General features: G+C 71.5%; 21 protein-coding genes. 14 read left to right on the forward strand and 7 right to left on the reverse strand.

The features are described from left to right. Window positions 1–93: 93 nt before the first annotated feature. Window positions 94–798 (forward strand): uracil-DNA glycosylase, encoded by a 705-nt coding sequence (locus AB0D34_RS17120; protein ID WP_362662264.1) that lies wholly within the window; start codon window positions 94–96, stop codon window positions 796–798. Window positions 799–842: 44 nt separating this feature from the next. Continuing rightward, a complete protein-coding gene (pip, locus tag AB0D34_RS17125; protein ID WP_362662265.1) occupies window positions 843–1,853 on the forward strand; it encodes a prolyl aminopeptidase in 1,011 nt (336 codons plus the stop codon). Here pip and AB0D34_RS17130 read toward each other — a convergent pair. Continuing rightward, on the reverse strand, window positions 1,802–2,470 hold the full coding sequence (locus AB0D34_RS17130) for a GntR family transcriptional regulator (protein WP_362662267.1): 669 nt from the start codon (window positions 2,468–2,470) through the stop codon (window positions 1,802–1,804). The genes pip and AB0D34_RS17130 overlap by 52 nt on opposite strands. A gap of 178 nt (window positions 2,471–2,648) precedes the next feature. On the opposite strand from AB0D34_RS17130, the gene AB0D34_RS17135 reads away from it, so the two are divergent. Both AB0D34_RS17135 and AB0D34_RS17140 read left to right on the forward strand, forming a co-directional pair. Further along, window positions 2,649–4,118, forward strand: coding sequence for an NCS1 family nucleobase:cation symporter-1 (locus AB0D34_RS17135; protein ID WP_362662268.1), 1,470 nt, complete (start codon window positions 2,649–2,651; stop codon window positions 4,116–4,118). 5 nt (window positions 4,119–4,123) lie between these two features. Beyond that, window positions 4,124–4,846, forward strand: a complete 723-nt coding sequence (locus AB0D34_RS17140; RefSeq protein WP_362662270.1) for an aspartate/glutamate racemase family protein — start codon at window positions 4,124–4,126, stop codon at window positions 4,844–4,846. Between the two features lie 118 nt (window positions 4,847–4,964). Here the strand turns inward: AB0D34_RS17140 and AB0D34_RS17145 are convergent, their stop codons facing one another. Both AB0D34_RS17145 and AB0D34_RS17150 read right to left on the reverse strand, forming a co-directional pair. Continuing rightward, window positions 4,965–5,378, reverse strand: a complete 414-nt coding sequence (locus AB0D34_RS17145) for a RidA family protein (RefSeq protein WP_362662271.1) — start codon at window positions 5,376–5,378, stop codon at window positions 4,965–4,967. Between the two features lie 71 nt (window positions 5,379–5,449). After that, window positions 5,450–6,082, reverse strand: a complete 633-nt coding sequence (locus AB0D34_RS17150; protein WP_362662272.1) for a hypothetical protein — start codon at window positions 6,080–6,082, stop codon at window positions 5,450–5,452. A 38-nt stretch (window positions 6,083–6,120) separates the two neighbouring features. On the opposite strand from AB0D34_RS17150, the gene AB0D34_RS17155 reads away from it, so the two are divergent. The 3 genes from AB0D34_RS17155 to AB0D34_RS17165 all read left to right on the forward strand — a co-directional run bounded on the left by AB0D34_RS17155 (window position 6,121) and on the right by AB0D34_RS17165 (window position 10,921). Beyond that, window positions 6,121–8,025, forward strand: coding sequence for a toll/interleukin-1 receptor domain-containing protein (locus AB0D34_RS17155; RefSeq protein WP_362662274.1), 1,905 nt, complete (start codon window positions 6,121–6,123; stop codon window positions 8,023–8,025). A 41-nt stretch (window positions 8,026–8,066) separates the two neighbouring features. Then, window positions 8,067–8,876: a nucleotidyltransferase domain-containing protein gene (locus tag AB0D34_RS17160; RefSeq protein ID WP_362662275.1), complete on the forward strand. Its 810-nt coding sequence runs from the start codon at window positions 8,067–8,069 to the stop codon at window positions 8,874–8,876. Window positions 8,877–9,046: 170 nt separating this feature from the next. Beyond that, window positions 9,047–10,921 carry an FUSC family protein gene (locus AB0D34_RS17165; protein WP_362662356.1) on the forward strand — a complete coding sequence of 625 codons (1,875 nt, stop codon included), beginning with the start codon at window positions 9,047–9,049 and terminating at the stop codon, window positions 10,919–10,921. A gap of 195 nt (window positions 10,922–11,116) precedes the next feature. On the opposite strand, the gene AB0D34_RS17170 is transcribed toward AB0D34_RS17165, so the two are convergent. Next, complete coding sequence (locus AB0D34_RS17170; RefSeq protein WP_362662277.1) at window positions 11,117–12,064, reverse strand: endonuclease/exonuclease/phosphatase family protein; 948 nt, start codon at window positions 12,062–12,064, stop codon at window positions 11,117–11,119. A gap of 151 nt (window positions 12,065–12,215) precedes the next feature. Here AB0D34_RS17170 and AB0D34_RS17175 point away from each other — a divergent pair, with 151 nt between their 5' ends. The 5 genes from AB0D34_RS17175 (at window position 12,216) to AB0D34_RS17195 (ending at window position 15,345) form a co-directional block, all read left to right on the forward strand. Beyond that, complete coding sequence (locus AB0D34_RS17175; RefSeq protein ID WP_362662278.1) at window positions 12,216–13,568, forward strand: amidohydrolase; 1,353 nt, start codon at window positions 12,216–12,218, stop codon at window positions 13,566–13,568. 120 nt (window positions 13,569–13,688) lie between these two features. Continuing rightward, the gene (locus tag AB0D34_RS17180) at window positions 13,689–13,904 is read left to right on the forward strand and encodes a hypothetical protein (protein WP_362662280.1); all 216 of its coding nucleotides are present in this window, start codon (window positions 13,689–13,691) and stop codon (window positions 13,902–13,904) included. A gap of 45 nt (window positions 13,905–13,949) precedes the next feature. After that, window positions 13,950–14,114: a hypothetical protein gene (locus tag AB0D34_RS17185; protein WP_362662281.1), complete on the forward strand. Its 165-nt coding sequence runs from the start codon at window positions 13,950–13,952 to the stop codon at window positions 14,112–14,114. A gap of 183 nt (window positions 14,115–14,297) precedes the next feature. Then, window positions 14,298–14,987: a DUF899 domain-containing protein gene (locus AB0D34_RS17190; protein WP_362662283.1), complete on the forward strand. Its 690-nt coding sequence runs from the start codon at window positions 14,298–14,300 to the stop codon at window positions 14,985–14,987. Between the two features lie 172 nt (window positions 14,988–15,159). Further along, window positions 15,160–15,345: a hypothetical protein gene (locus AB0D34_RS17195; protein ID WP_362662284.1), complete on the forward strand. Its 186-nt coding sequence runs from the start codon at window positions 15,160–15,162 to the stop codon at window positions 15,343–15,345. Between the two features lie 2 nt (window positions 15,346–15,347). On the opposite strand, the gene AB0D34_RS17200 is transcribed toward AB0D34_RS17195, so the two are convergent. From AB0D34_RS17200 to AB0D34_RS17210, 3 genes are all read right to left on the reverse strand, one after another. Further along, the gene (locus AB0D34_RS17200) at window positions 15,348–17,294 is read right to left on the reverse strand and encodes an ABC transporter ATP-binding protein (RefSeq protein ID WP_362662286.1); all 1,947 of its coding nucleotides are present in this window, start codon (window positions 17,292–17,294) and stop codon (window positions 15,348–15,350) included. A 207-nt stretch (window positions 17,295–17,501) separates the two neighbouring features. Next, window positions 17,502–17,948: a hypothetical protein gene (locus AB0D34_RS17205; protein ID WP_362662287.1), complete on the reverse strand. Its 447-nt coding sequence runs from the start codon at window positions 17,946–17,948 to the stop codon at window positions 17,502–17,504. Further along, window positions 17,939–18,601 (reverse strand): ATP-binding protein, encoded by a 663-nt coding sequence (locus tag AB0D34_RS17210; protein WP_362662290.1) that lies wholly within the window; start codon window positions 18,599–18,601, stop codon window positions 17,939–17,941. The genes AB0D34_RS17205 and AB0D34_RS17210 overlap by 10 nt, the downstream gene beginning before the upstream one ends. A gap of 269 nt (window positions 18,602–18,870) precedes the next feature. Here AB0D34_RS17210 and AB0D34_RS17215 point away from each other — a divergent pair, with 269 nt between their 5' ends. Beyond that, the gene (locus tag AB0D34_RS17215) at window positions 18,871–19,731 is read left to right on the forward strand and encodes a helix-turn-helix transcriptional regulator (protein ID WP_062024548.1); all 861 of its coding nucleotides are present in this window, start codon (window positions 18,871–18,873) and stop codon (window positions 19,729–19,731) included. Next, window positions 19,732–19,986 (forward strand): DUF397 domain-containing protein, encoded by a 255-nt coding sequence (locus tag AB0D34_RS17220; RefSeq protein WP_123760041.1) that lies wholly within the window; start codon window positions 19,732–19,734, stop codon window positions 19,984–19,986. Window positions 19,987–20,000: the final 14 nt, after the last annotated feature.

Here is a 20,000-nt window from a genome sequence, read left to right on the forward strand (position 1 = left end):
CGACCTTAGTACGGGTGACCGTGCGCCTCCGGCGGGTTTTCCCGGGGAGCCCGACGACGCCGGGCCACCCCGCCGGAGCCGTACGGTGGAGCCATGGACGCCCTCGACGATCTCGACCGCCGGATCGCGGGCTGCCGTGCCTGCCCCCGGCTCGTCGACTGGCGTGAGGAGGTGGCCCGTACCAAGCGGGCCGCCTTCGCGGACTGGACGTACTGGGGGCGCCCGGTGCCCGGGTTCGGGCCGGCGGACGCGCGGATGCTGATCGTCGGGCTGGCACCGGCCGCGCACGGCGGGAACCGTACCGGGCGGATGTTCACCGGCGACCGCTCCGGAGATGTGCTCTACCAGGCGTTGTACGACGTCGGGCTCGCCTCGCAACCCACCGCCGTGACCGCGGACGACGGACTTGAGCTGCACGGCGTGCGGATCACCTCGCCGGTGCACTGCGCCCCGCCCGCCAACAAGCCCACCCCGGGTGAGCGCGACACCTGTCGGCCCTGGCTGGTCCAGGAGCTGAACCTGCTGCGGCCGACGCTGCGTTCCGTGGTCGTGCTCGGCGCCTTCGGCTGGCAGGCCGCGCTGCCCGTCTTCGCGGAGGCGGGCTGGAACGTCCCCCGGCCACGGCCCGCCTTCGGACACGGAGTGCGCGTCCCGCTCGACGGCCTCGAACTCTTCGGCTGCTTCCACGTCAGCCAGCGCAACACCTTCACGGGCAGGCTCACGCCGGAGATGCTGCGGGAGGTGCTGGGCACGGCGGCGGAGGCGGCGGGGCTGCACGGGAGCGGTCGTACGGCGTGAAAAATGGTGCGACGAGGTCGCCGTACGACGGTTAGGGTCGCCGGATGCCTCTTTACCCGGAGATCGAACCGTACGACCACGGCATGCTCGGCGTCGGCGACGGCAACCGTGTGTACTGGGAGACCTGCGGGAATCCGGACGGCAAGCCGGCTGTGGTGCTGCACGGTGGGCCCGGGTCCGGCTGTAGCCCGTGGGTGCGGCGGCTGTTCGATCCGGCCGCGTACCGGATCGTGCTGTTCGACCAGCGCGGTGCCGGGCGGTCGCGGCCGCATGCGAGCGCGTACGACACCGACATGAGCGTCAACACGTTGCCTCATCTCCTCGCGGACCTCGAGCTGTTGCGACGGCATCTGGGGATCGAGCGGTGGCTGGTGTGGGGTCTGTCGTTCGGGTCGGTGCTGGGGCTGCGGTACGCGCAGACACATCCGGAGGTCGTCACGGAGATCGTGCTCACGGCTGTCGCGACCGGTTCCGATGCCGAAGTAGCTCTGCTCACCAGGGGACTTGGGAACATCTTCCCTGAAGCCTTCGAGCGGTTCGTCGGCGAGTTGCCCCTCGACGAACGGGACGGGAACCTCGCCGCCGCCTACAACCGGTTGCTCGAATCACCCGACCCCGGGGTGCGCGAGCGGGCGGCGCGGGCCTGGACGGACTGGGAGACGGCAACCATTCCCGCGCCGCCCAGGTCGGTCGAGCGCTTCGAGGACCCGGAGTTCCGCCTGGGCTTCGCCCGTACCGTCACCCACTACTGGGGCAACGGCCACTTCCTCGACGAGGACGGTGTCGTGCTTCGCGACGCACCACAGCTGAAGGACATCCCCGGCACCCTCGTCCAGGGCAGCCTCGACTTCGGCAACCTCCTCGGTATCGTGTGGCGGCTTCATCACGCCTGGCCGGGCAGCGAGTTGACGGTGATCGACGAGGTCGGGCACAACGCCGGGGCCCCGGGGGTGGTCGACGCGATGGTGACCGCGACGGACAAGTACGCCCGATCGGCGGCCCGTCAGACCGTCCCGCCCGAGTCCCCGAACAACTGCCGCACCGTCGACTCGTAGTTGGTCCGCACATGCGCGAGGGCGTGCGCGCGGGCCCGGTCCGGGTCGCCGGAGGCGATGGCCTCGTACAAGTCCCGGTGTTCGACGAGGAGTTGGGGCCACTCCTCGTTCCGCCGGGTCATCCAGCGCAGTCGGCCCGCAACCGGTTCGAGGGCTTCGACCAGCAGTGTGTTGCGGGCCATGGCCACGATGCTGTCGTGCAGACGGCTGTTGACGTCCGTGATGGTCTCCGCGTCGCCCGCCTCGGTCGCGGTCGCCGCGAGGTCGAGGAGCCGTTCGACCTCGGCGAGGTCCTCCGGGGTGGCTCGTGACGCGGCGAGGCCGGCGGCGTAGACCTCCAACGCCTCGCGCAGCTCGAAGAGCTCCTTGACGTCGTTCGGGGTCAGTCGCCGTACCACGGTCCGGCGCGGCGTCTCGAAGTGGACGAAACCCTCGGCGACCAGCGCGCGGATCGCCTCACGGACCGGTACCCGGGAGACCCCGAAGCGGTCGGCGAGCTCCCGCTCGACCAGCCGGTCCCCCGGGCGCAGCCCGCCCGCGATGATCTCCTGCCGCAGGGTGGCCAGGACGCGTTCGCGGATGGCCCCGAGAGGCTCGGTGTTCGTCGTGGAGCTCATGGAGTCATCTTCTCCGACGCCGGGAGCCGTCGTTGACGCCGGAGGCGTTTTACGGAGCCTTAACGAACGCGACATCGGTCGGAACTCTTGACGGCGGGACCATGTCGGCAGTTTGGTATACCAAAACTGGATGCCAGGCGGCCACCATCCTCCTCCTGTCCCCGTCCTTGGAGGCCCTGTGTCCCTCGCCGACCGTGCCGAAGCCACCGGCACACCAGCGTTCGTCCCCGATCCCCGGCTCACCAACGAAGACCTGGCGCCCGCCGGCAAGCGGAACTGGAAGGTCTTCGACCTCTTCGCCATGTGGATGTCCGACGTCCACAACCTGGGCAACTACACCTTCGCGGCCGGTCTGCTGGTCCTCGGCATGAACGTCTGGCAGGTCTTCACGTCCCTGCTCGTCGGCTTCGTGCTCATCTACGTCGGCATGAACTGGATGGGGAAGATCGGCCAGCGTCACGGCGTGCCGTTCCCCGTGGTCAGCCGCATCAGCTTCGGTGTGTGGGGCGCCAACATCCCGGCGCTGATCCGGGCCGTGATCGCCATCATGTGGTACGGCATCCAGACCTACCTCGCCTCCGTCGCGGTCAACGTGATGCTGCTGGCCGCCTGGCCGGGCCTGGAGTCCTGGACGCACAGCTCGTTCCTCGGACTTGACGCGCTCGGCTGGGTCTCCTTCCTCTCGCTGTGGCTGATCCAGGCGCTGATCATCAGCCAGGGCATGGAGTCGGTCAGGAAGTTCCAGGACTTCTGCGGCCCGGCGATCTGGCTCGTCATGATCGCGCTGGCGGTCTGGGTGCTGGCCAAGGCCGGCTGGAGCATCTCGCTCACCACCACCCCGCACCCGGTCTCGGTCGGCGAGCAGTGGCGGCAGTGGTTCGGCGCGATCGGCCTGATCCTCGCCACCTACGGCACGCTGATGCTCAACTTCTGCGACTTCTCCCGCTTCGCGCCGGACTACAAGACCGTCCGCCGCGGCAACTTCTGGGGCCTGCCCATCAACTCCACGGCCTTCGTGGTCGTCTCCGTGATCGTCACCGCGGGTTCGCTGGAGGTCTGGGGCCAGGCCATCACCGACCCGGCCGAGCTGGTCGCCAAGGTCGGCAACACCTGGGTGATGGTCCTTGGCGCGCTCACCTTCGCCGTCGCCACCATGGGCGTCAACATCGTCGCCAACTTCGTCTCACCGGCGTACGACCTCGCCAACGTCTGGCCGCAGAAGATCACCTTCAAGATCGGCGGCATGATCAGCACGGTCGCCGCGCTGGTCGTGACCCCGTGGAACCTCTTCTCCAACCCCACGGTCGTCAACTACTTCCTCGGCGGCCTCGGCGCCTTCCTCGGCCCGCTGTTCGGCGTGATCATGCTCGACTACTACTGGGTCAAGAAGGGCCGCGTGGACGTCGAGGAACTGTTCAAGGCCGAGCCCGGCTCCCGCTACTACTACCGCAAGGGCGTCAACCCGAAAGCGCTGTGGGCGTTCCTGCCCGCGGCCGCAGTCGCCGGTGTCCTCGCCCTGGTGAAGACGTTCAGCGACGTGGCCCCGTACTCCTGGTTCATCGGTACGGCCCTGGCGGCCGGCCTGTACGCGCTGCTGTGCCGGAGCGAGCGAGCCGCTCGTGACGTCCCCGAGGCAGTGGAGGTCTGAGAGACGTGCGGATCGTCGTCACCAACTGCAACACCACGCAGGAGATGACCGAGGAGATCGTACGAGGTGCCCGGGCCGCGGCAGGCCCGGGCACCACCGTGCTCGGGCTCACCCCCGCCTGGGGCCCCGAGTCCGCGGAGGGCTGGCTCGACAGCTACCTCTCCGCGGCGGCCGTCATCGACCTGCTGCGCACCTACGAGGGCCCTTCCTACGACGCCGTCGTCATGGCCGGGTTCGGCGAGCACGGGAGGGAGGGCGTCCGGGAGCTGGTGGACGTACCGGTCGTCGACATCACCGAGGCCGCTGCGCACCTCGCCTGTCTGCTCGGCCGGCGCTACGGGGTCGTCACCACGCTGGAACGGTCCTGCGGGCAGATCGAGGACAGCCTGGAGCTGGCGGGGGTGGGGCGCAACTGCGCGGCCGTCGTCGGGACGGGGCTGGGCGTGCTCGACCTGGGCGACGCCGACCGCACGGAGGCGGCGTTCCTGGCGGCGGCCGAGCGGGTGCGGGAGGCAGGCGCCGAGGTGCTGGTGCTGGGGTGCGCGGGGATGACCGGGCTGCAGCGGACGGTGGGGGAGAAGCTGGGGCTTCCCGTCGTCGACGGGGTGGGGGCGGCGGTGAAGCTGGCGGAGTCGTTGGTGGGGCTGGGGCTCAGCACCAGCCGGGCGGGAGGCTACGCACGACCGGTGCCGAAGCGGCGCGTGTGGGGACCGCCGGCCGCGGGGTGACCCTCAGGGGAGCCCGACGTACCGCACCTCCGGCTCCCGCTCCTCGTTGCCGCTGCCGTCGGTGCGTTCCGCCTCGACGAAGCCACGATGAAACGGTCGTTGTCTCCGCGACCCAGTCTCACCTCGCCGCCACCTCCGGCACCACGGCCGTCGCCGTGATCTCCACCAACTGGCCGGTGTACCCGAGACAGGCGACCCCGATGAGCGTCGAGGAGTGCGGACCGGTGCTCAGCCCGGACGCCTCCACCACCTCCCACACGGTGGACAGCACCGCGGGCTCGCTGCTCACGACGTGCACGTCGGTCGCCAGCACATGCTCCAAGTCGCTGCCGACGGCGTGCAGTTGCGCCCTGAGATTGGCGATCACCTGCTCGGCCTGCCGCGCCGGATCCCCTTCACCGACGAGATTGCCCTCCGCGTCCAACGGCACGGACCCGGCGAGAAACGCGAGCTTCGTGCCGGCCTCGACGACGGAGGCGTGCGAGTAGGTCGGCGGCGGAAAGAGCGCCGGTGCGGTGACACGCTGGATCACGTGGGCTCCTGGGGCGAAGGACGGCGTTCGCGCGGCTGTGCGGCACGAGGCTCCGGCGGTGAGGACCCTGTTCAGGCCTCCGGACCGTCAGAATCCTCTCTGACCTGCGGGGGGGGGGTGCTCGGATCCGTTCCCGAAGCCCGGGGTGGATGAGGCGTCGGGAGGTCGATCAGGTCACTGACGTCCGCCACCTTCTGCAAGGTCCGCGCCAGGGACACCAGGGTCTGGCGTACGGCCGCGATCTCCGTGCGCAAGGCCTCCGCATGCTCCCACTGCCGTTCGTGCGCCACCGGGTCCCGGCCGGGCGGCCGCCCGGACTCGTACGCCGCGAGGCGGGGGTGCCACTTGGCGAGCAGCGGCCTCAGGACCCGGTTGAGGACCGTCACCGCGAGGACGCCGAAGCTGACGTGGCCGGGGGCCAGGGGCGGGGCCACGTCGGGGCCGTAGCGATGGAGGATCTCACGCGTGGTGTTGAAGAAGCTGTAGAAGGACGACAGCGCCTCACGCAGGAACCCGTCCTCGGGATCGAGTTCCTGGACGGACACGCGCGTGACCAGCTCCAGGTACAGCTCCCAGGCCGCACCGCGTTCCGCGTCGGCCGGCTCCCAGGTGCCGGAGATCTCGCCGACGAACGGTATCGCCAACTTGGCCGTGATCTGCGCCGGTCCGCCTCGCCGACGCCGCCTGCGTGGTCTCTCTGCCATGATCACCCTCCCCGGTACCCACAGTAGGGTAAGCCGTCGTGTGGGACGTATTCCTCAGCTACAGCCGCAATGACGTGGAGCAGGTCCGACGGCTCGCGCGGGCGCTGCGCGACGGCGGCCTGGAGGTGTTCACGGACGAGACGGGTGTCGCGTCCTTCACCGGCATCAGTGACACCATCCGCCGCGAACTGGCCCGCTCCAAGGCTCTCCTGGCGTTCTACTCCACCGGCTATCCCGAGCGCGAGGCCTGCCGCTGGGAGCTGACCGCCGCCTATCTGGCGGGACTTGGCGAGGGCGACCCGCGCCGCCGCGTCATGGTGGTGAACCCCGAGCGGGGAACCGGCCACATCCACCCCGTGGAACTGCGGGACGCCAGACACGCCACGTCCGAGGACCTCGCCGCGCTCGTGGCGGACGTACGTGCGCACGTGGCCGGGATCTCCGGCCCCATGACCCTGGCGGAACCCCGCGTGCGGCGCTGGATGCTGGGCGCCCCGCGACCGCGCCCCGAGTTCCTCGGCCGGCTCTCCGAGCTCTGGCAGGTGCACTCCGCCCTGCACGCGCACACGGCCCCGCTCGTCACCGGCCGCGCCGCCGCGCACGCCGTGCAGATCCGCGGCATGGCGGGCATCGGCAAGACCCTGCTCGCCCAGGAGTACGCCCTTCGGTTCGAGGCCGCGTATCCCGGGGGCGTGTACTGGGTGAACGGAGAGGCATACAACGAATCGGTGCGTGCTCTCGGCGCGGATGACCTCTTCGAGCACTTCGACGCGCTCGGCGAACCCTTCCTCTGGATCGTCGACGCCGTCGCCGCAGGCCGGCCCACGGCACGCGAGATCGCCGCGACGGCGGCACCCCATCCGCTCGGCCACAGCCTCTTCACGCTCCGCAGCCGTTCCTACGACGGTCTCGGCACACCGATCGACCTGGGACCGCTCGACTCGGCACACGCACGCGTGCTGGCCGGCGACGACGCGCTCGCCGAGGCGATGGGCGGCCACCCCCTGGCCCTCGGCCTGCTGGGACGGGCGGTCCGTGCCGGGGACCGCCCGGCGGGGCTCTACGACCGGCTGCACGCCCGGGGCAGATCCCTCCTCGACACGCTCGCGGGCCACGACGTGACGGGCGGCGTCGTACGGGACGTGGACACCCGGGACACCGCCGACGTCCTGCGTTGCGCGGTCGCCCTCCACCCGCTGCCGCTGACCACCGACGACGCGGCCCGGGTGCTGGCCGCCGCCGACCGCGTCCCCCAGGCCGTCGCAGGGCGACGGGCGGCGAACGGCGTCCGCGAGCTGCGCGCCCGCAGCCTGCTGAACTCTGCCGCTGACGAGCAGTGGTCTCTGCACCCGGTCACCGTGCACTCCTGGCACCAGCACGACCCGGCCCCGGCCCGCACCGAGGCGCTGCGTCATGCCGTGCTGCGCACGCTGTGCGGTGGCCGCGGGCCCGTTACGCTGGCCTTTCCCGGTGGCCGCAGGGAGGCACCCATGGCAGCACCCAGTGAGTCCGAACGCATGGCCGCCTTCGACATCCAGGTCGAGCTGGTCACACGGATCGGTGTGCAGGAGCTGGCGCCGGGAGCGGGAAGCCTGCGAGAGGCTCTGACGTCCCTCAAGTCCCTGATCGACTTCACGCGCGAGACGCTTCACACGTACAGCGTCGACCTGGAGCGGGGCGGCGTCGGACCGACGGTGCAGAGTCTCGCGTACACCCTGATCAACGACACCATCCGCCCCTTCACCACCACCTGGCACCCCCGTCTCACCGCTCACGAGGCCCGCCGCCCCGCCGACACCGCCCCGCTCGACCACGAGACGGCCTGGCCGGAGGCGGAGGCCATGCGCGCCGAACTGGCCGCGCTGCGGGGGCCGTTGCTGCGGATCGCGGAAGGGCTCGGGGGTATCTCGGGGGCGGACTTCGGGGTGGCGACCGGCGCGTAATCGTGTGGCGGCACGTTCACGCGGCTTCGTACGCTTCGCTCATGTCGACGTCCTCCGATTCCGCCTTCCTCGCCATGACCGCCGACCGCCTGGCGGCTCTCCCCACCGTCCGGGCGGTGGCCCTCGGTGGATCCCGTGCCCAGGGCACCGAAGGCCCCGACAGCGACTGGGACCTGGCGGTCTACTACCGGGGCGACTTCGACCCCGCCGATCTCCGCGCGGTCGGCTGGACGGGCGAGGTCTCGGAGATCGGCGGCTGGGGCGGCGGTGTCTTCAACGGTGGGGCGTGGCTGACGATCGACGGGCGGCGGGTCGACGTCCACTACCGCGATCTCGGCGTGGTGGAACGGGAGTTGGCGGAGGCGGAGGAGGGGCGGTTCCGGGTGGAGCCGTTGATGTTCCACCTCGCGGGAATTCCCACCTACCTGCTCGTGGCCGAACTCGCGATCAACCGGGTCCTGAGGGGTGATCTGCCGCATCCGGCGAGCTATCCGGTCAAGCTCCGCGCCTCCGCCGCCACCCGCTGGCGCGACACCGCCCACCTCACCCTCGCCTACGCCGAGGTCAACCACGCCCCGGCCGGCCGACTCACCGAGACCGCCGGCGCCCTCGCCACGGCCGCCGTACAGATGGGGCACTCCGTGCTGGCCGCGCGGGGGGAGTGGGTGACGAACGAGAAGCGGTTGCTGGAGCGGGCCGGACTTCGGGGAGTCGACCGGGTGGTCGAGTCCTTGACGGCGGCACCCGGCTCCGCAGTCCGCGCGGTCGCGGAGGTGCGGGCGCTGTTCGACTCGGTGGGCCGAGCGGTCGTAGAGGCGTCGGCGGACCGGGTTTCCGGGTTGAGTTCATAAAGAACGTGGCTTCTGCACGCATCGTCACACGCGAGTAACACAACCGTCCCGACCCGTCCAGGAACGGGATCTACCGTGGAGAGCACAGACCAACGCCCGGCCACCGTCGCCCGTAGGCACACCCCGCCTCCCCAGACGACAGGAGCCCTGTGTCCCGCCCCGCCGTACGGATGCACCTACCGCCCTGGCTCGCGCACGCTCTCCGTGCCCAGCGCGGGCCGATTCCCTGGAACGCCGTGGTGCGGGGAGCCCTGTCCGCCGGGCCCGTTCTGCTTGCCGGAGTGCTCGCCGACCGCACTTCTCTCGGGGTCGTCGCCGCCATCGCCGCCATGTTGGCCGGGATCAACGACCGGCCGGGCAGCAGGCGGGTGTCCGTCAAGCGGATCGGGGCGCCGGCGCTCGCGGGGGCGGTCGGGATGGTCGTCGGGACCTATGCGGGGGAGGCCATGGGGGCCGTGACCCTCACGGTTCTGCTCACCCTCGTCGGGCTGGTCGCCGGCGGCATCAGCGCCGTCGGGCCCGTCGCCTCCGGGGCCGGTACCCAGTTGCTCGTCGCCTCCGCGATCGGGGCCGGGATGCCGTTGCCGGAGGAGGGGTGGCTGCGGGCCGTCTGCTATCTCGGCGGGGCCTGCTGGCTGCTCGCGCTGCGGCTGGTGCTGCCCACCCCGGGCGCCATCGCCGGGGACTTCCGGTTCGACGGGGAGCGGGCGGCCGTCGCCGGGGTGTACGACGCCGTCGCCGCGCTCCTCGACGCCGTGGGCACCGAGAGCGCCACCTCGCGCCGTGTCGCGCTCACCGCCGCTCTCGACCACGCGCAGGACGCGCTCACCGGGCCCCGGCTGCGGCGGTACGCCAGCTCCTCCGCCGAGCGGCGGCTGCACGCGCAGTACGCCGCCGCGCTGCCCCTCGCCGAGGCCGCGACCGCGCTCGCCTGGGCCGGGGAGGCGGTGCCCGGGCGGGCCTCCGCGGGACCCCGGCGGCTCGCCGTCGCCGTACGGGAGAACACGCACACCGGGCCGCTGCCCGCGCCCAGCCGGTCGGCGCCCGCACTGCGTGCGCTCGACGACGCGTTGCTGCGGGCCGCCGAGGCCTTCGACCAGGGGCGGGGCGGCGATCTGCACACACGCCGGCTCAGCGGGCGGGATCTGCTGCGGTCCGTATTCGGGGCCGGCGGGCGGGAGTACGGGCTGCGGGTCGCCCTGTGCTTCGGGGCCAGCGTCGGCGTCGCGCAGGCGCTGCACCACTCCCACTGGTACGGCGAGCACGAGCACTGGTACTGGCTGCCCGCAACCGCCGTCTTCCTCGTCAAGCCCGACCTCGGGCCGCTCGTCTCCCGGGTGCTGTGCCGGGCGGCGGGGACCGTGCTGGGGGCGCTGGTCTTCGCCGGGTTCGCGCTCGTGCTGCCGCGCCCCGAGGGGCTCATCGCGCTCGTCGCCGTCTGCGGGGCGCTCATCCCCGTGGCCACCCGGCACTTCGCCGCACAGACCGCCGTCGTCACGGTCCTCGTCCTGGCGCTCGTCATGGTCGGCGGTGAGCCGCAGGCCTCCGCAGGCCGGATCACCGAGACGCTGCTCGCCTGCGCGATCGTGCTGCTCGTGGGGCATCTGCCGATGCCGGGGCAGCGGGGCGGGGGAGTGCGGGCGCGGGTGGCCGCGGCGGGCGGGGCGGCGGAGGCGTACCTCGCGCATGTCCTGCGGGAGGCAGACGCTCTGGGGGAGACCCGTCCCGAGGACTCCCGCCCGCTCCGCTGGACCCTCCGTCGCGAGGCCTATCGCGCGCTGGCCGAGGCCCGTACCGCTCTCGCCCTCGCCGCCGCCGAACTCCCCCCGCTCGCACGGCACTCGGAGGGTGCCGAGGAGATCGTCGCCGTGCTGGAAGGGCTCGTCGACACGACCACCGCGTGTGCCGTCCACCTCGACGACTCCGGCCGGCTCACCCCCGGGCATGTCCAGCGGCTCACCGAACTCCTCGGTGAACTCGACCGACTTGGCGACCGGCATGAGCGCGTGGCGGTACGTCTGGCCGAACTGCCCCTCGCCGGTTAGGGGTTACCGGCGCCCCGGGTCCCGGCCGTCCTGCGTCCCGGCCGTCCTGCGTCCCGGCCGTCCTGCGTCCCGGCCGTCCTGCGTCCCGGCCGCCCCGAGCCACGGCCGCCCCGAGCCACGGCCGCCCCGAGCCACGGCCGCCCCGAGCCACGGCCGCCCCGAGCCACCGCCGTCCCGGGGCGCAGGCACCTCGAGTCACAGCCGCACCCACACCGGCGCGTGGTCCGACCCCGCCGCGTCCCGCCGCGCCGCCGGATCCGCCCCCACCGACGGCAGCCGCATCGCGCCCTCGCCCGGCAGGCCCGTCCCCGCCTCCCGCAGCCGGTGCACCAGGCGGTGGCTGCACAGCAGGTGGTCGATCAGCTCGCGGCGCCCGGAGTTGACGCGGGAGAAGCGCTCCTCGGCAGGGATCAGCGGGGCCGTGTCCCACAGCCGGGCCGCGTCGCCCCTGTCGGGCATCCGGTAGCCGGAGGTGCCGATCTCCGAGCCGGGCGGGCCGAGCAGGATCTGGGTGGTCGCGGCCTGCACCTCGTCGTTCAGGTCGCCCAGCACCAGCACGTCCCGCTCGCGCCCGTCGCCGTCCAGCAGTTCGTCGGCCAGCGCCCTGAGCGCCGTGGCCTCCGCCGTCCGGCGATTCAGCGCGTACGCCCCGTAGCGCGCCCGTTCGCCCTCGTCGCGCGGCTGGAAGCGGCCGTTCGGGTACGACAGCAGCTTCGACTTGAGGTGGGCCACCGCCACCCGCAGCGGACCGCGGTCGGTCTCCGCCTCCACCGCCAGGAACCCGCGGCCGGACTCCGCGACCGTCGTGCCCTCGTCGTCGACCTGCACCGGACGCAGCTTCGGCGGGAACACTGTGGTGTCGGCCAGCACCTCGAACGACGTACGGGAGATCACGCCCACCCGTATGCCCCTGCTGTCCGGGTGCCGTGAGGTCGCGATGGTCCAGCCGCCGCCCAGGAGCTCGACCAGGTCCTGAAGCGCCTCGGGCTCGCCGACCTCCTGTACGGCCAGCAGCGTCGGGTCGAGCTCGGTGACCGTGGCGGCGAGAGCGGCGAGCTTCGCCTCGTAGGCGGCCTTGTCCCTGGGGCCGGACGGGCCGCCGGGGCGGTACAGGTTCTCCAGGTTCCAGGTGCCGAGGAGCATGCCGGGCTCCCTTCAGAAGCCGGGTCCGTGCGCGGGCGGCCGTCGCGTGCCGTGAGGTCAGGGTGCCCGGTCGGCCGGGGCCGCGACAGAGCGCTGACGGGATGCGCGGTTCGGCTCACACGCCGCGCGTAGGACGCCGTACGTTGGCGTGATGACTGACTCTCCCGCCGAGCTCATCATCACCGGATGCACCGTCCTCGTGCACGACGATCAAGAGCGGATCGGGTTCGAGGAGGACGCGGCCGTCGTCGTACGGGACGGGCTCGTGGAGGCGGTGACGAGCGCCGACGCCGTACGGGACCTGCCCGCCGCCGAACGGATCGACGCGCGCGGTCAGGTCGCCATGCCGGGGCTCGTCAACTGCCACACCCACGCGCCCATGGTCGCGCTGCGCGGGGTCGCCGAGGACCTGCCCACCGACGAGTGGTTCAACGACGTCGTGTGGCCGATCGAGTCCAACCTCACCGAGAAGGACGTGGAGTTGGGGGCGCGGCTCGCCTGCGCCGAGATGATCCGGGGCGGGGTCACCTGCTTCGCCGACCACTACTTCTCGATGGACGCCGTCGCCGCGGTAGTCGAGGAGTGCGGGATGCGGGCGCATCTCGGGGAGGCCTACTTCTCTTCGCAGGGACCCCAAGGGCGGGAGAGATCCCTGGAGTTCGCGCTACGGCACCGGGGCGCGGCCGGTGGGCGCATCACCACGACTCTCGCCCCGCACGCGCCCTACACCGTCGACGACTCCGACCTCGCCGCGACCGCCTCGCTCGCCCATGAACACGGGCTCCCCGTCCACCTCCACGCCTCCGAGAACCGCGACCAGGCCGAGACCAGCCTCGCCCGGCACGGCGTCACACCCGTCGAGGTGCTGCGGCGCACCGGGATCCTCGACACGGACGTCCTGATCGCGCACGGCTCGGGCATCCTCGACCAGGACCTGCCGCTGCTCGCAAGCGCCGCCGGTCGTACGGCCGTCGCGACCGCGCCGCGCGGCTACCTCAAGTTCGCCTGGCCCACGACCACGCCCGTCCGCGCCCTGCGCGACATCGGCATCCCGGTCGGACTCGCCACGGACGGGGCCGCCTCCAACAACTCCCTCGACGTGTGGGAGTCGATGGCACTGACCGCGCTCATCCAGAAGTCCACGACCGGCGACCCGCGCTGGCTGACGTCCCGTCAAGCCCTGCACCACGCGAGCCTGCAGAGCGCGCGAGCGGTCGGTCTCGGTGACGTCGTCGGCTCCCTCGCCCCGGGCCGCCGCGCCGACATCATCCTCGTCGACCTCACGGGCCCGCACACCCAGCCCGTCCACGACCTCCCCGCCACCCTCGTCCACAGCGCCCGCGCCTCCGACGTCCGTACGACGATCGTCGACGGCCGTGTCCTGATGCGGGACCGAGAGCTGCTGACCATCGATGTGGGCGGTGTCGTACGGGAGTTGGGGGAGCGGATGCCGGGGCTGCTGGACCGGGGCCATGGCAGGCGGATCCAGGATTACAAGATCTGAAATCCGGCCTGGGAGAAGCGCTTTGGCGCCAGCCGTCGGTGACCGGGCGGTCGCGTGGGGTGGTTTCACGCTACACATGGAAGCCGGAGCAGAACCTGTCTTACGGGGAGGGCCGGCCGGGTGGAGCTGACGATCAACATCGCGGTACTGCTCGCTGTGATCATCGTCCTGCGGTTGCGCCGGCGAACGGAGGCGCGCAGCCGGAACGACGAGAAGCTGACCGTGGCCATCGTGCTGGTCTTCGGCATCCTGATCGCTCCCACCGCGTTCGGGCACGGGGTCGCGGATGTGGTCGGTCAACTCGCCCAGGGCGTCACGCGCTCCGGCAGTCCGTGACTCAGCCGCCACTGGGCTTACGCCCGTGCACCCCGCCTGAACGCGGTGCCGGACCTGTTCCGGCACCCCGAGCGGCTCGCCGCCCTGCGTGAGGACCGGGCGCACCACCCGTGCGCCGCCCAGGGAGTCCCGTGGCGCGCGGGTCCCGCCCTGCTCGCCATTCCGCTCTTCCCGGTCCGCCGCCAACCGCGCCCCGGCCCGCTTCGGTGACCCCGGCCGCCTCGACCTCGGGCCTGACGCCTCCGGTCACCTGCGCGCCGCGAGTTGCTCACGCTGCAGGTGTCGTACTGAAGGGAGAAATCTCCGCCCGCAGCGAAAATCCTCCCCCGGCAGCGATGAGTTCCGCTCCACCCGACGGTCACCACCCCGAACGGACCGTTGCGGAGGGACCCCATGTCGCTTCCGGAGATCGTCTCGCGGGACGAATGGCGCGCGGCGCGCGAGGAGTTGCTGGTCAGGGAGAAGGCGGCTACGCGCGCGCGGGACGCGCTCAACGCCGAGCGGCGCCGGCTGCCGATGGTCGAGGTCGAGGAGGAGTACGTCTTCGAGGGCGGCGACGGCAAGGCCACCCTGCTCGACCTCTTCGAGGGGTGCGGCCAGCTCGTCGTCCACCACTTCATGTTCGCGCCCGAGTGGGACGCCGGGTGCCGCAGCTGCTCCGCCTTCCTGGACCAGATCGGGCACCTGGCCCATCTCAGGGCACGGGGGACGACGTTCGCGGCGGTGTCGAGAGCGCCGTACACGAAGATCCTGCCGTTCAAGGCGCGGATGGGCTGGACCGTGCCCTGGTACTCGTCGTACGGCGGCGACTTCAACCGCGACTTCGAAGCCACCCTGGAGATCGACGGCGAGCTCGCCGAGCGGCCCGGCGTCAGCTGCTTCCTGCGCGACCGCGACCGGGTCTTCCACACCTACTCGACCTATGAACGCCGCCTCGACGGGCTGGGCTCGACCACCAGCTTCCTCGATCTCACCGCGCTGGGACGGCAGGAGGACTGGGAGGAACCCAAGGGGCGGGCGTCGGCTCTTGGGGCGCCTGCGGGGAGCGTGCGCATTCGTTATCACGATGAGTGCGAGAACTGACACAGAGAGCAACCAATGTGACCGGTAAGTAACCGGACTCTCACTCTTCGCGCTGAACTCGTGTCAACTACGTCTCAGTACGGCAACTCAGCGAGGCTTTCCAGCCCCGGAAGGCGTTAACTCCTACAAGTGCTCCTACGGGTGAGTACACGCTTTCTGGAGGTGCAGGGTGGTGAACGGGCGAACAGTGCTCGAACGCTTTCCCGCTGGCGGGCCGCGCGGATCGTGGCCGGCGGAGGAGTTCGCGCAGGCGAGGCGTCTTGAGGGACTGCCGGCCGAGGTCGTCATGGACCTCGCGACGGACATGTTCCTGGTGATCGTCCGCAGTGGAGAGGCAGCCGTCGACGCCGTAGCGTGAGGTCAGCCCGCCTCCTTGGCGGGCACCTGCGCCGTGAACTGCCCGGCCTGGAGCGAGTACAGCTCCGCGTAGACACCACCGGAGGCCAGGAGCTCGTCGGGCGTGCCCGACTCCACGAGCCGCCCGTGCTCCAGCACATGCACCAGGTCCGCATGGCGTACCGACGCCAGCCGGTGGGTGATCAGGATCACCGTCTGACCGGTGCCGGCCAGTGCGCGGATCTTCTCGAAGACCTCCAGCTCCGCCCGCGCGTCCAGGGCGGCCGTCGGCTCGTCCACGATCAGGATGTGGCCGCGCCGGTAGGCGGCCCGGGCGATGCCGAGCCGCTGCCACTGCCCGCCGGACAGCTCGTGCCCGCCGCTGAAGTTGCGGGCCAGCAGGGTGTCCAGGCCGCGTGGCAGATCGGCCAGCACCTCTTCCGCCCCGGCCTCCGCGACCGCGCCGGACACCCGCTCGTCGGTGAGCGGCACCGAGGAACGGCCCACCGCCACGTTGACGCGCGCGGTGAACGGCCACCGCTTGAAGTCCTGGGCGACCATCGCGACCCGCTCGGCGAGCAGCTGCCGGTCCGCGTGCGCCGCGTCCACGTCGTCCCACAGGATCCGGCCCCGACCCGGTGTGTACAGCCCTGCCAGCAGCTTCACCAGCGTGGTCTTGCCGGAGCCGTTCTCGCCGACCAGCGCGACGATCTTGCCGAGCGGCACGGTGAGTGTCACGTCGTCGAGCGCGGGGTGGGTCGCGTCACCCGGGTAGCTGAAGGTGACGTTCTCGAAGCGGATCTCCCGCGGATCGTCGGGCAGCTCGGCCCCGCCCGCCGGGATCGCCCACTTGGCCGCCTCCTCGTAGAGCCGCTGGAGGTCGCCGACGAACAGGGCCTCCTCGTGCAGCGCGTTCATCTCGATGACCAGGGTGTTCAGGCTCTGTGAGCCGGTGCGCACCGCGATCACGGCCGTGCCGGCCACCGACAGCGCCATCGCGCCCGCGAGCAGCAGCCCGCCCAGGGTCGCGTACGTCGCCACCGTCGCCAGGCCCGTCCAGGCGGCCGCGATCAGCCCGGTCCGGGCCGCGAGCCGGGCCAGCCGGGCCTGCTCCGTCTCCGCGGTCTCCGCCATCGCCCGATAGTGCCTGAGCAGGAACGGGCCCACCCCGTGGACCCGGATCTCGGGCGCCGACTCCGGCTCGATCAGCAGGGCGCCGAGCAACCGGCCCGCCCGTACGTGCTGCACCCAGGTGTGGAAGGACTCGTACTGGCGGCGCGCGATCGTCAGCGCGCCCCAGCCGCTCGGGATCGTCATCGTGACCAGCAGCGGCAGCAGCGCGGGGTGCAGCACGGTCAGCACGCCCGCGGCGGCGATCAGCGAGATCATCGCGTTCACCACCCGGGTCGCGAACGAGATCATCCGGCGGGCCGAGGTGGCGCCGTACTGCGCGGTGTCCAGCAGCTTGTGGAAGGCGTGGTCCTCGATCGCGGCCAGCTCCACGGTCGCCGCCCGCTCCAGATACCGCTCGGTGGCCACCCGCTCCACCTTGGGCTCAAGACGTCCCGTGGCGTACGTGGAGGCCGCCCGCAACAGCGCTCCTACGAGCATGACGGCGGCCATCGTCACCAGCGCCGGCACGGCACCCCGCAGCCGGTCCTCCAGCGCACCCCCGCCGATCAGCCGCCCCAGCACACTGTTGACGGCGAGCAGACTCACGGCCTGCGCGAGACCCCGCGCCACCTCGGCGACCAGCACGATCCGCGCGGCCTGCCGGTCGGCCTGCCAGGCCAGCCGGAAACTCCCCGACAGCAGCGACGGCAGCCGCCCCACCATGGCCCGGAACCCCAACTCCAGAAACGCGTCGGAGTGCGAGTTCCACCCCATGTCGTACCGCAACGGCCCTCCGAAGAGCAGCCGCTCCGACTCGGAGACACCGGGCTTCTCGGAACCATCACGCCGTTTCCCCACCACAGGCCTCCCCCGATCGTGGACGGGGCAACTATGGCGGGGCGGGCAGTGCGGGGGCAGGGCGCAGTAGGAATTACGGACAGCGCGCGGGCGCACACCTGTGAACGCCGGGAGCGATGGTCCACCTAGGGGCGCGGGGCGCTATCGATTTGCGGCTCCGCCGCGTGGGCGCGACCGGCCACAGGCAACCCGCACCCGAAAGACGACCTATCCGGCCGAGCTGACCGGCCGCGACCAAATAGGCGTGGTCCCGGTCAACCGGCACAACGCCAAGTACAACGGTATCGGCGGCGTATAAGGCAACATCCCCTCACCCCGCCGAACAAGAGACGGCACCACCGGGGCGTCCGGAACAACCGCCCCGGTGGCGTACTGGGCGGGCGCGGGCCACTCGAGCGCATAGTCGGAGTCGGCGGGAACGAGCCACCACCAGTGCGTGTCATCGGCGTACACACACCCGACCCGCGGCAGCCGGGGCACCAGCTGCTGTCCCAGCAGCGCCGGCATCCCCACCGCGTCGCAGCCCAGCGGCACCGTCATCCCCTCCGGCACGGCCAGCTTCCGCGGTGACGCCGGCGCGGCCAGCCCGCGTCCGAGGCGGACCAGCGTGTCCAGGGTCAGCACCTGGGCGCCGGATCCGCTCCTCACGCCCATGCGCCCGCGCCCCCCGTCCCGTGCTCGCGGGCTTCCCCCTCGTGCACCGCTCGGTGATGCTCCTCCGCCTCGTCGCCCTGACCGGACCCCCCGGAGGGAACCGGCTTCGGGCGGGCGCCCCAGCCCAGGTCGTTGCGCGGCCCGGTGTCCTTGCGGGGCTCGTCCGCCTTGCGCGGCAGCTCGGCCCAGACCAGCAGCCCGGGGCCGTGCTCATGGGCGCCCCAGGAGTGACAGAGGGCATCGACGAGGAGCAGTCCCCTCCCGTGCTCCTCCTCACCGCGCTGCGGGGGCGCATGCGGTGCACCCGGCGCGCAGCCCTCGTCACGTACGGCTATCCGCACCAGGTCGTCATCGTCGTGCAGCTCGCAGACCACGCGGCTGCTCGCGGTGTGCACGATCGCGTTGGTGACCAGCTCGGAGACCACCAGGGCGGCCGAGTCGCAGGTGTCCTCGCAGACCGACCAGTGGGTCAGCCTCGCCCTCGTCAGACGTCTGGCCTGCGCGGGAGAACCCGGATGAGCGGCCAGCTCGAAACGGAACCGGCGCCGGGCAGCGGCCCTGTCGGGCCCCATTCCCGTGGCGGCACCGAGACCCTGGGGGCGGCCCGCGGTGGCGTCTGTTCCTAAGGGCGGGGACGGAATCACGCTTGCCACTATCGCCCCGTCGTGAACACTTGGCAAGTGTCACTCTGAAAAATGCAGAGTGCTGTGTGACGCGGTGAGAGGCCGTGGCACACTGCACGCAACAGCATCTCGAGCGGCGCCAGTTGGGATCGCCGGAGATCCGTACGTATCCATGTCAGTATCCGTACAGATCTTCGAATCAGGTCTTCGAATGGCGCCGCTGGCCTGTCAGCATGCTGGTGGCTGTCACGCCTGTACCTGACTTCGACGCCCGTACACGACTCAAGTGGAGGTGGAGCGTGAGCGAACCGCGGTCCGCGCCGACGGTCGGCCAGGTCGTCCTCGGTCGGCGCCTGCTGGACCTGCGGGAACGCGCCGGGCTCAAGCGTGAGGAAGCCGCCCGCATCCTCCGCGTCGCCCCCGCCACCGTCCGCCGTATGGAGATGGCCGAGGTCGGACTCAAGATCCCCTACCTCCAACTGCTGCTGAAGGCCTACGGCGTCTCCGACCAGGAGGCCGAGGACTTCGTCCAGCTCGCCGAGGACGCCAACCGCCCCGGCTGGTGGCAGCGCTTCCACGACGTGCTGCCCGGCTGGTTCTCCATGCACGTCAGCCTGGAGGGCGCGGCCGCGCTCATCCGCGAGTACGAGCCGCACTTCGTGCCCGGTCTGCTGCAGACCGAGGACTACGCGCGTGGCGTCCTGCGCTCCGGCGCCATCGGGCAGACCAGCCCCGAGGACATCGAGCGCCATGTCGCCCTGCGCATGGAACGCCAGGGACTGCTCACCCGTCAGGACGCGCCCCGACTGTGGGTCGTCATGGACGAGACCGTGCTGCGCCGCCCGGTCGGCGGCCCGGAGGTGATGCGTGCGCAGATCGACAAACTGCTCGAAGCAACGAAGCTGCCCAACGTGACGCTGCAGGTCGCCCCGTTCGCCAACGGGCCGCACCCCGGCACCTACGGGCCCTTCGTGCTCTTCCGATTCGCCGTGCCCGAACTTCCGGACATGGTCTACAGCGAGTACCTGACCGGCGCGGTCTATCTGGACGCGCGCGTCGAGGTGGCGACCCACCTCGAGGTCATGGACCGCATGGCGGCGCAGGCCGCTACAGCACATCGCACGAAGGAGTTCCTCCGGGATCTCCGCAAGGAGCTGTGAATGAACCGCATCAAGCCGCGCATCCCCGTCTACAACGGCATGCCCGCCCGGGAGTTGGGGAGCGAAGGCTGGCACAAGCCGTGGAGCGGCGGCAACGGCGGCAACTGCCTGGAGGCGATGAAGCTCGCCGACGGCCGGATCGCCGTCCGCCAGTCCACCGATCCGGACGGACCGGCGCTGATCTACACCACGGACGAGATGACCGCCTTCATCGAGGGCGCCAAGGCGGGGGTGGCCGACTTCCTGCTCTCCTGACCTCGTTGCTCAAT

The organism is Streptomyces sp. NPDC048420, from assembly GCF_040651535.1.
In the GTDB taxonomy this organism is placed as follows: Bacteria; Actinomycetota; Actinomycetes; order Streptomycetales; family Streptomycetaceae; genus Streptomyces.

Excerpts from the sequence above, each read along its gene's own strand:
- AB0D34_RS17120 (WP_362662264.1), top strand. The coding sequence starts at position 94 with ATGGACGCCCTCGACGATCTCGACCGCCGGATCGCGGGCTGCCGTGCC.
- AB0D34_RS17160 (WP_362662275.1), top strand. The coding sequence starts at position 8,067 with ATGTCGACGTCCTCCGATTCCGCCTTCCTCGCCATGACCGCCGACCGC.
- AB0D34_RS17170 (WP_362662277.1), bottom strand. The coding sequence starts at position 12,064 with ATGCTCCTCGGCACCTGGAACCTGGAGAACCTGTACCGCCCCGGCGGC.
- pip (WP_362662265.1), top strand. The coding sequence starts at position 843 with ATGCCTCTTTACCCGGAGATCGAACCGTACGACCACGGCATGCTCGGC.
- AB0D34_RS17165 (WP_362662356.1), top strand. The coding sequence starts at position 9,047 with ATGCACCTACCGCCCTGGCTCGCGCACGCTCTCCGTGCCCAGCGCGGG.
- AB0D34_RS17220 (WP_123760041.1), top strand. The coding sequence starts at position 19,732 with ATGAACCGCATCAAGCCGCGCATCCCCGTCTACAACGGCATGCCCGCC.
- AB0D34_RS17205 (WP_362662287.1), bottom strand. The coding sequence starts at position 17,948 with ATGGGCGTGAGGAGCGGATCCGGCGCCCAGGTGCTGACCCTGGACACG.
- AB0D34_RS17150 (WP_362662272.1), bottom strand. The coding sequence starts at position 6,082 with ATGGCAGAGAGACCACGCAGGCGGCGTCGGCGAGGCGGACCGGCGCAG.
- AB0D34_RS17130 (WP_362662267.1), bottom strand. The coding sequence starts at position 2,470 with ATGAGCTCCACGACGAACACCGAGCCTCTCGGGGCCATCCGCGAACGC.
- AB0D34_RS17175 (WP_362662278.1), top strand. The coding sequence starts at position 12,216 with ATGACTGACTCTCCCGCCGAGCTCATCATCACCGGATGCACCGTCCTC.
- AB0D34_RS17190 (WP_362662283.1), top strand. The coding sequence starts at position 14,298 with ATGTCGCTTCCGGAGATCGTCTCGCGGGACGAATGGCGCGCGGCGCGC.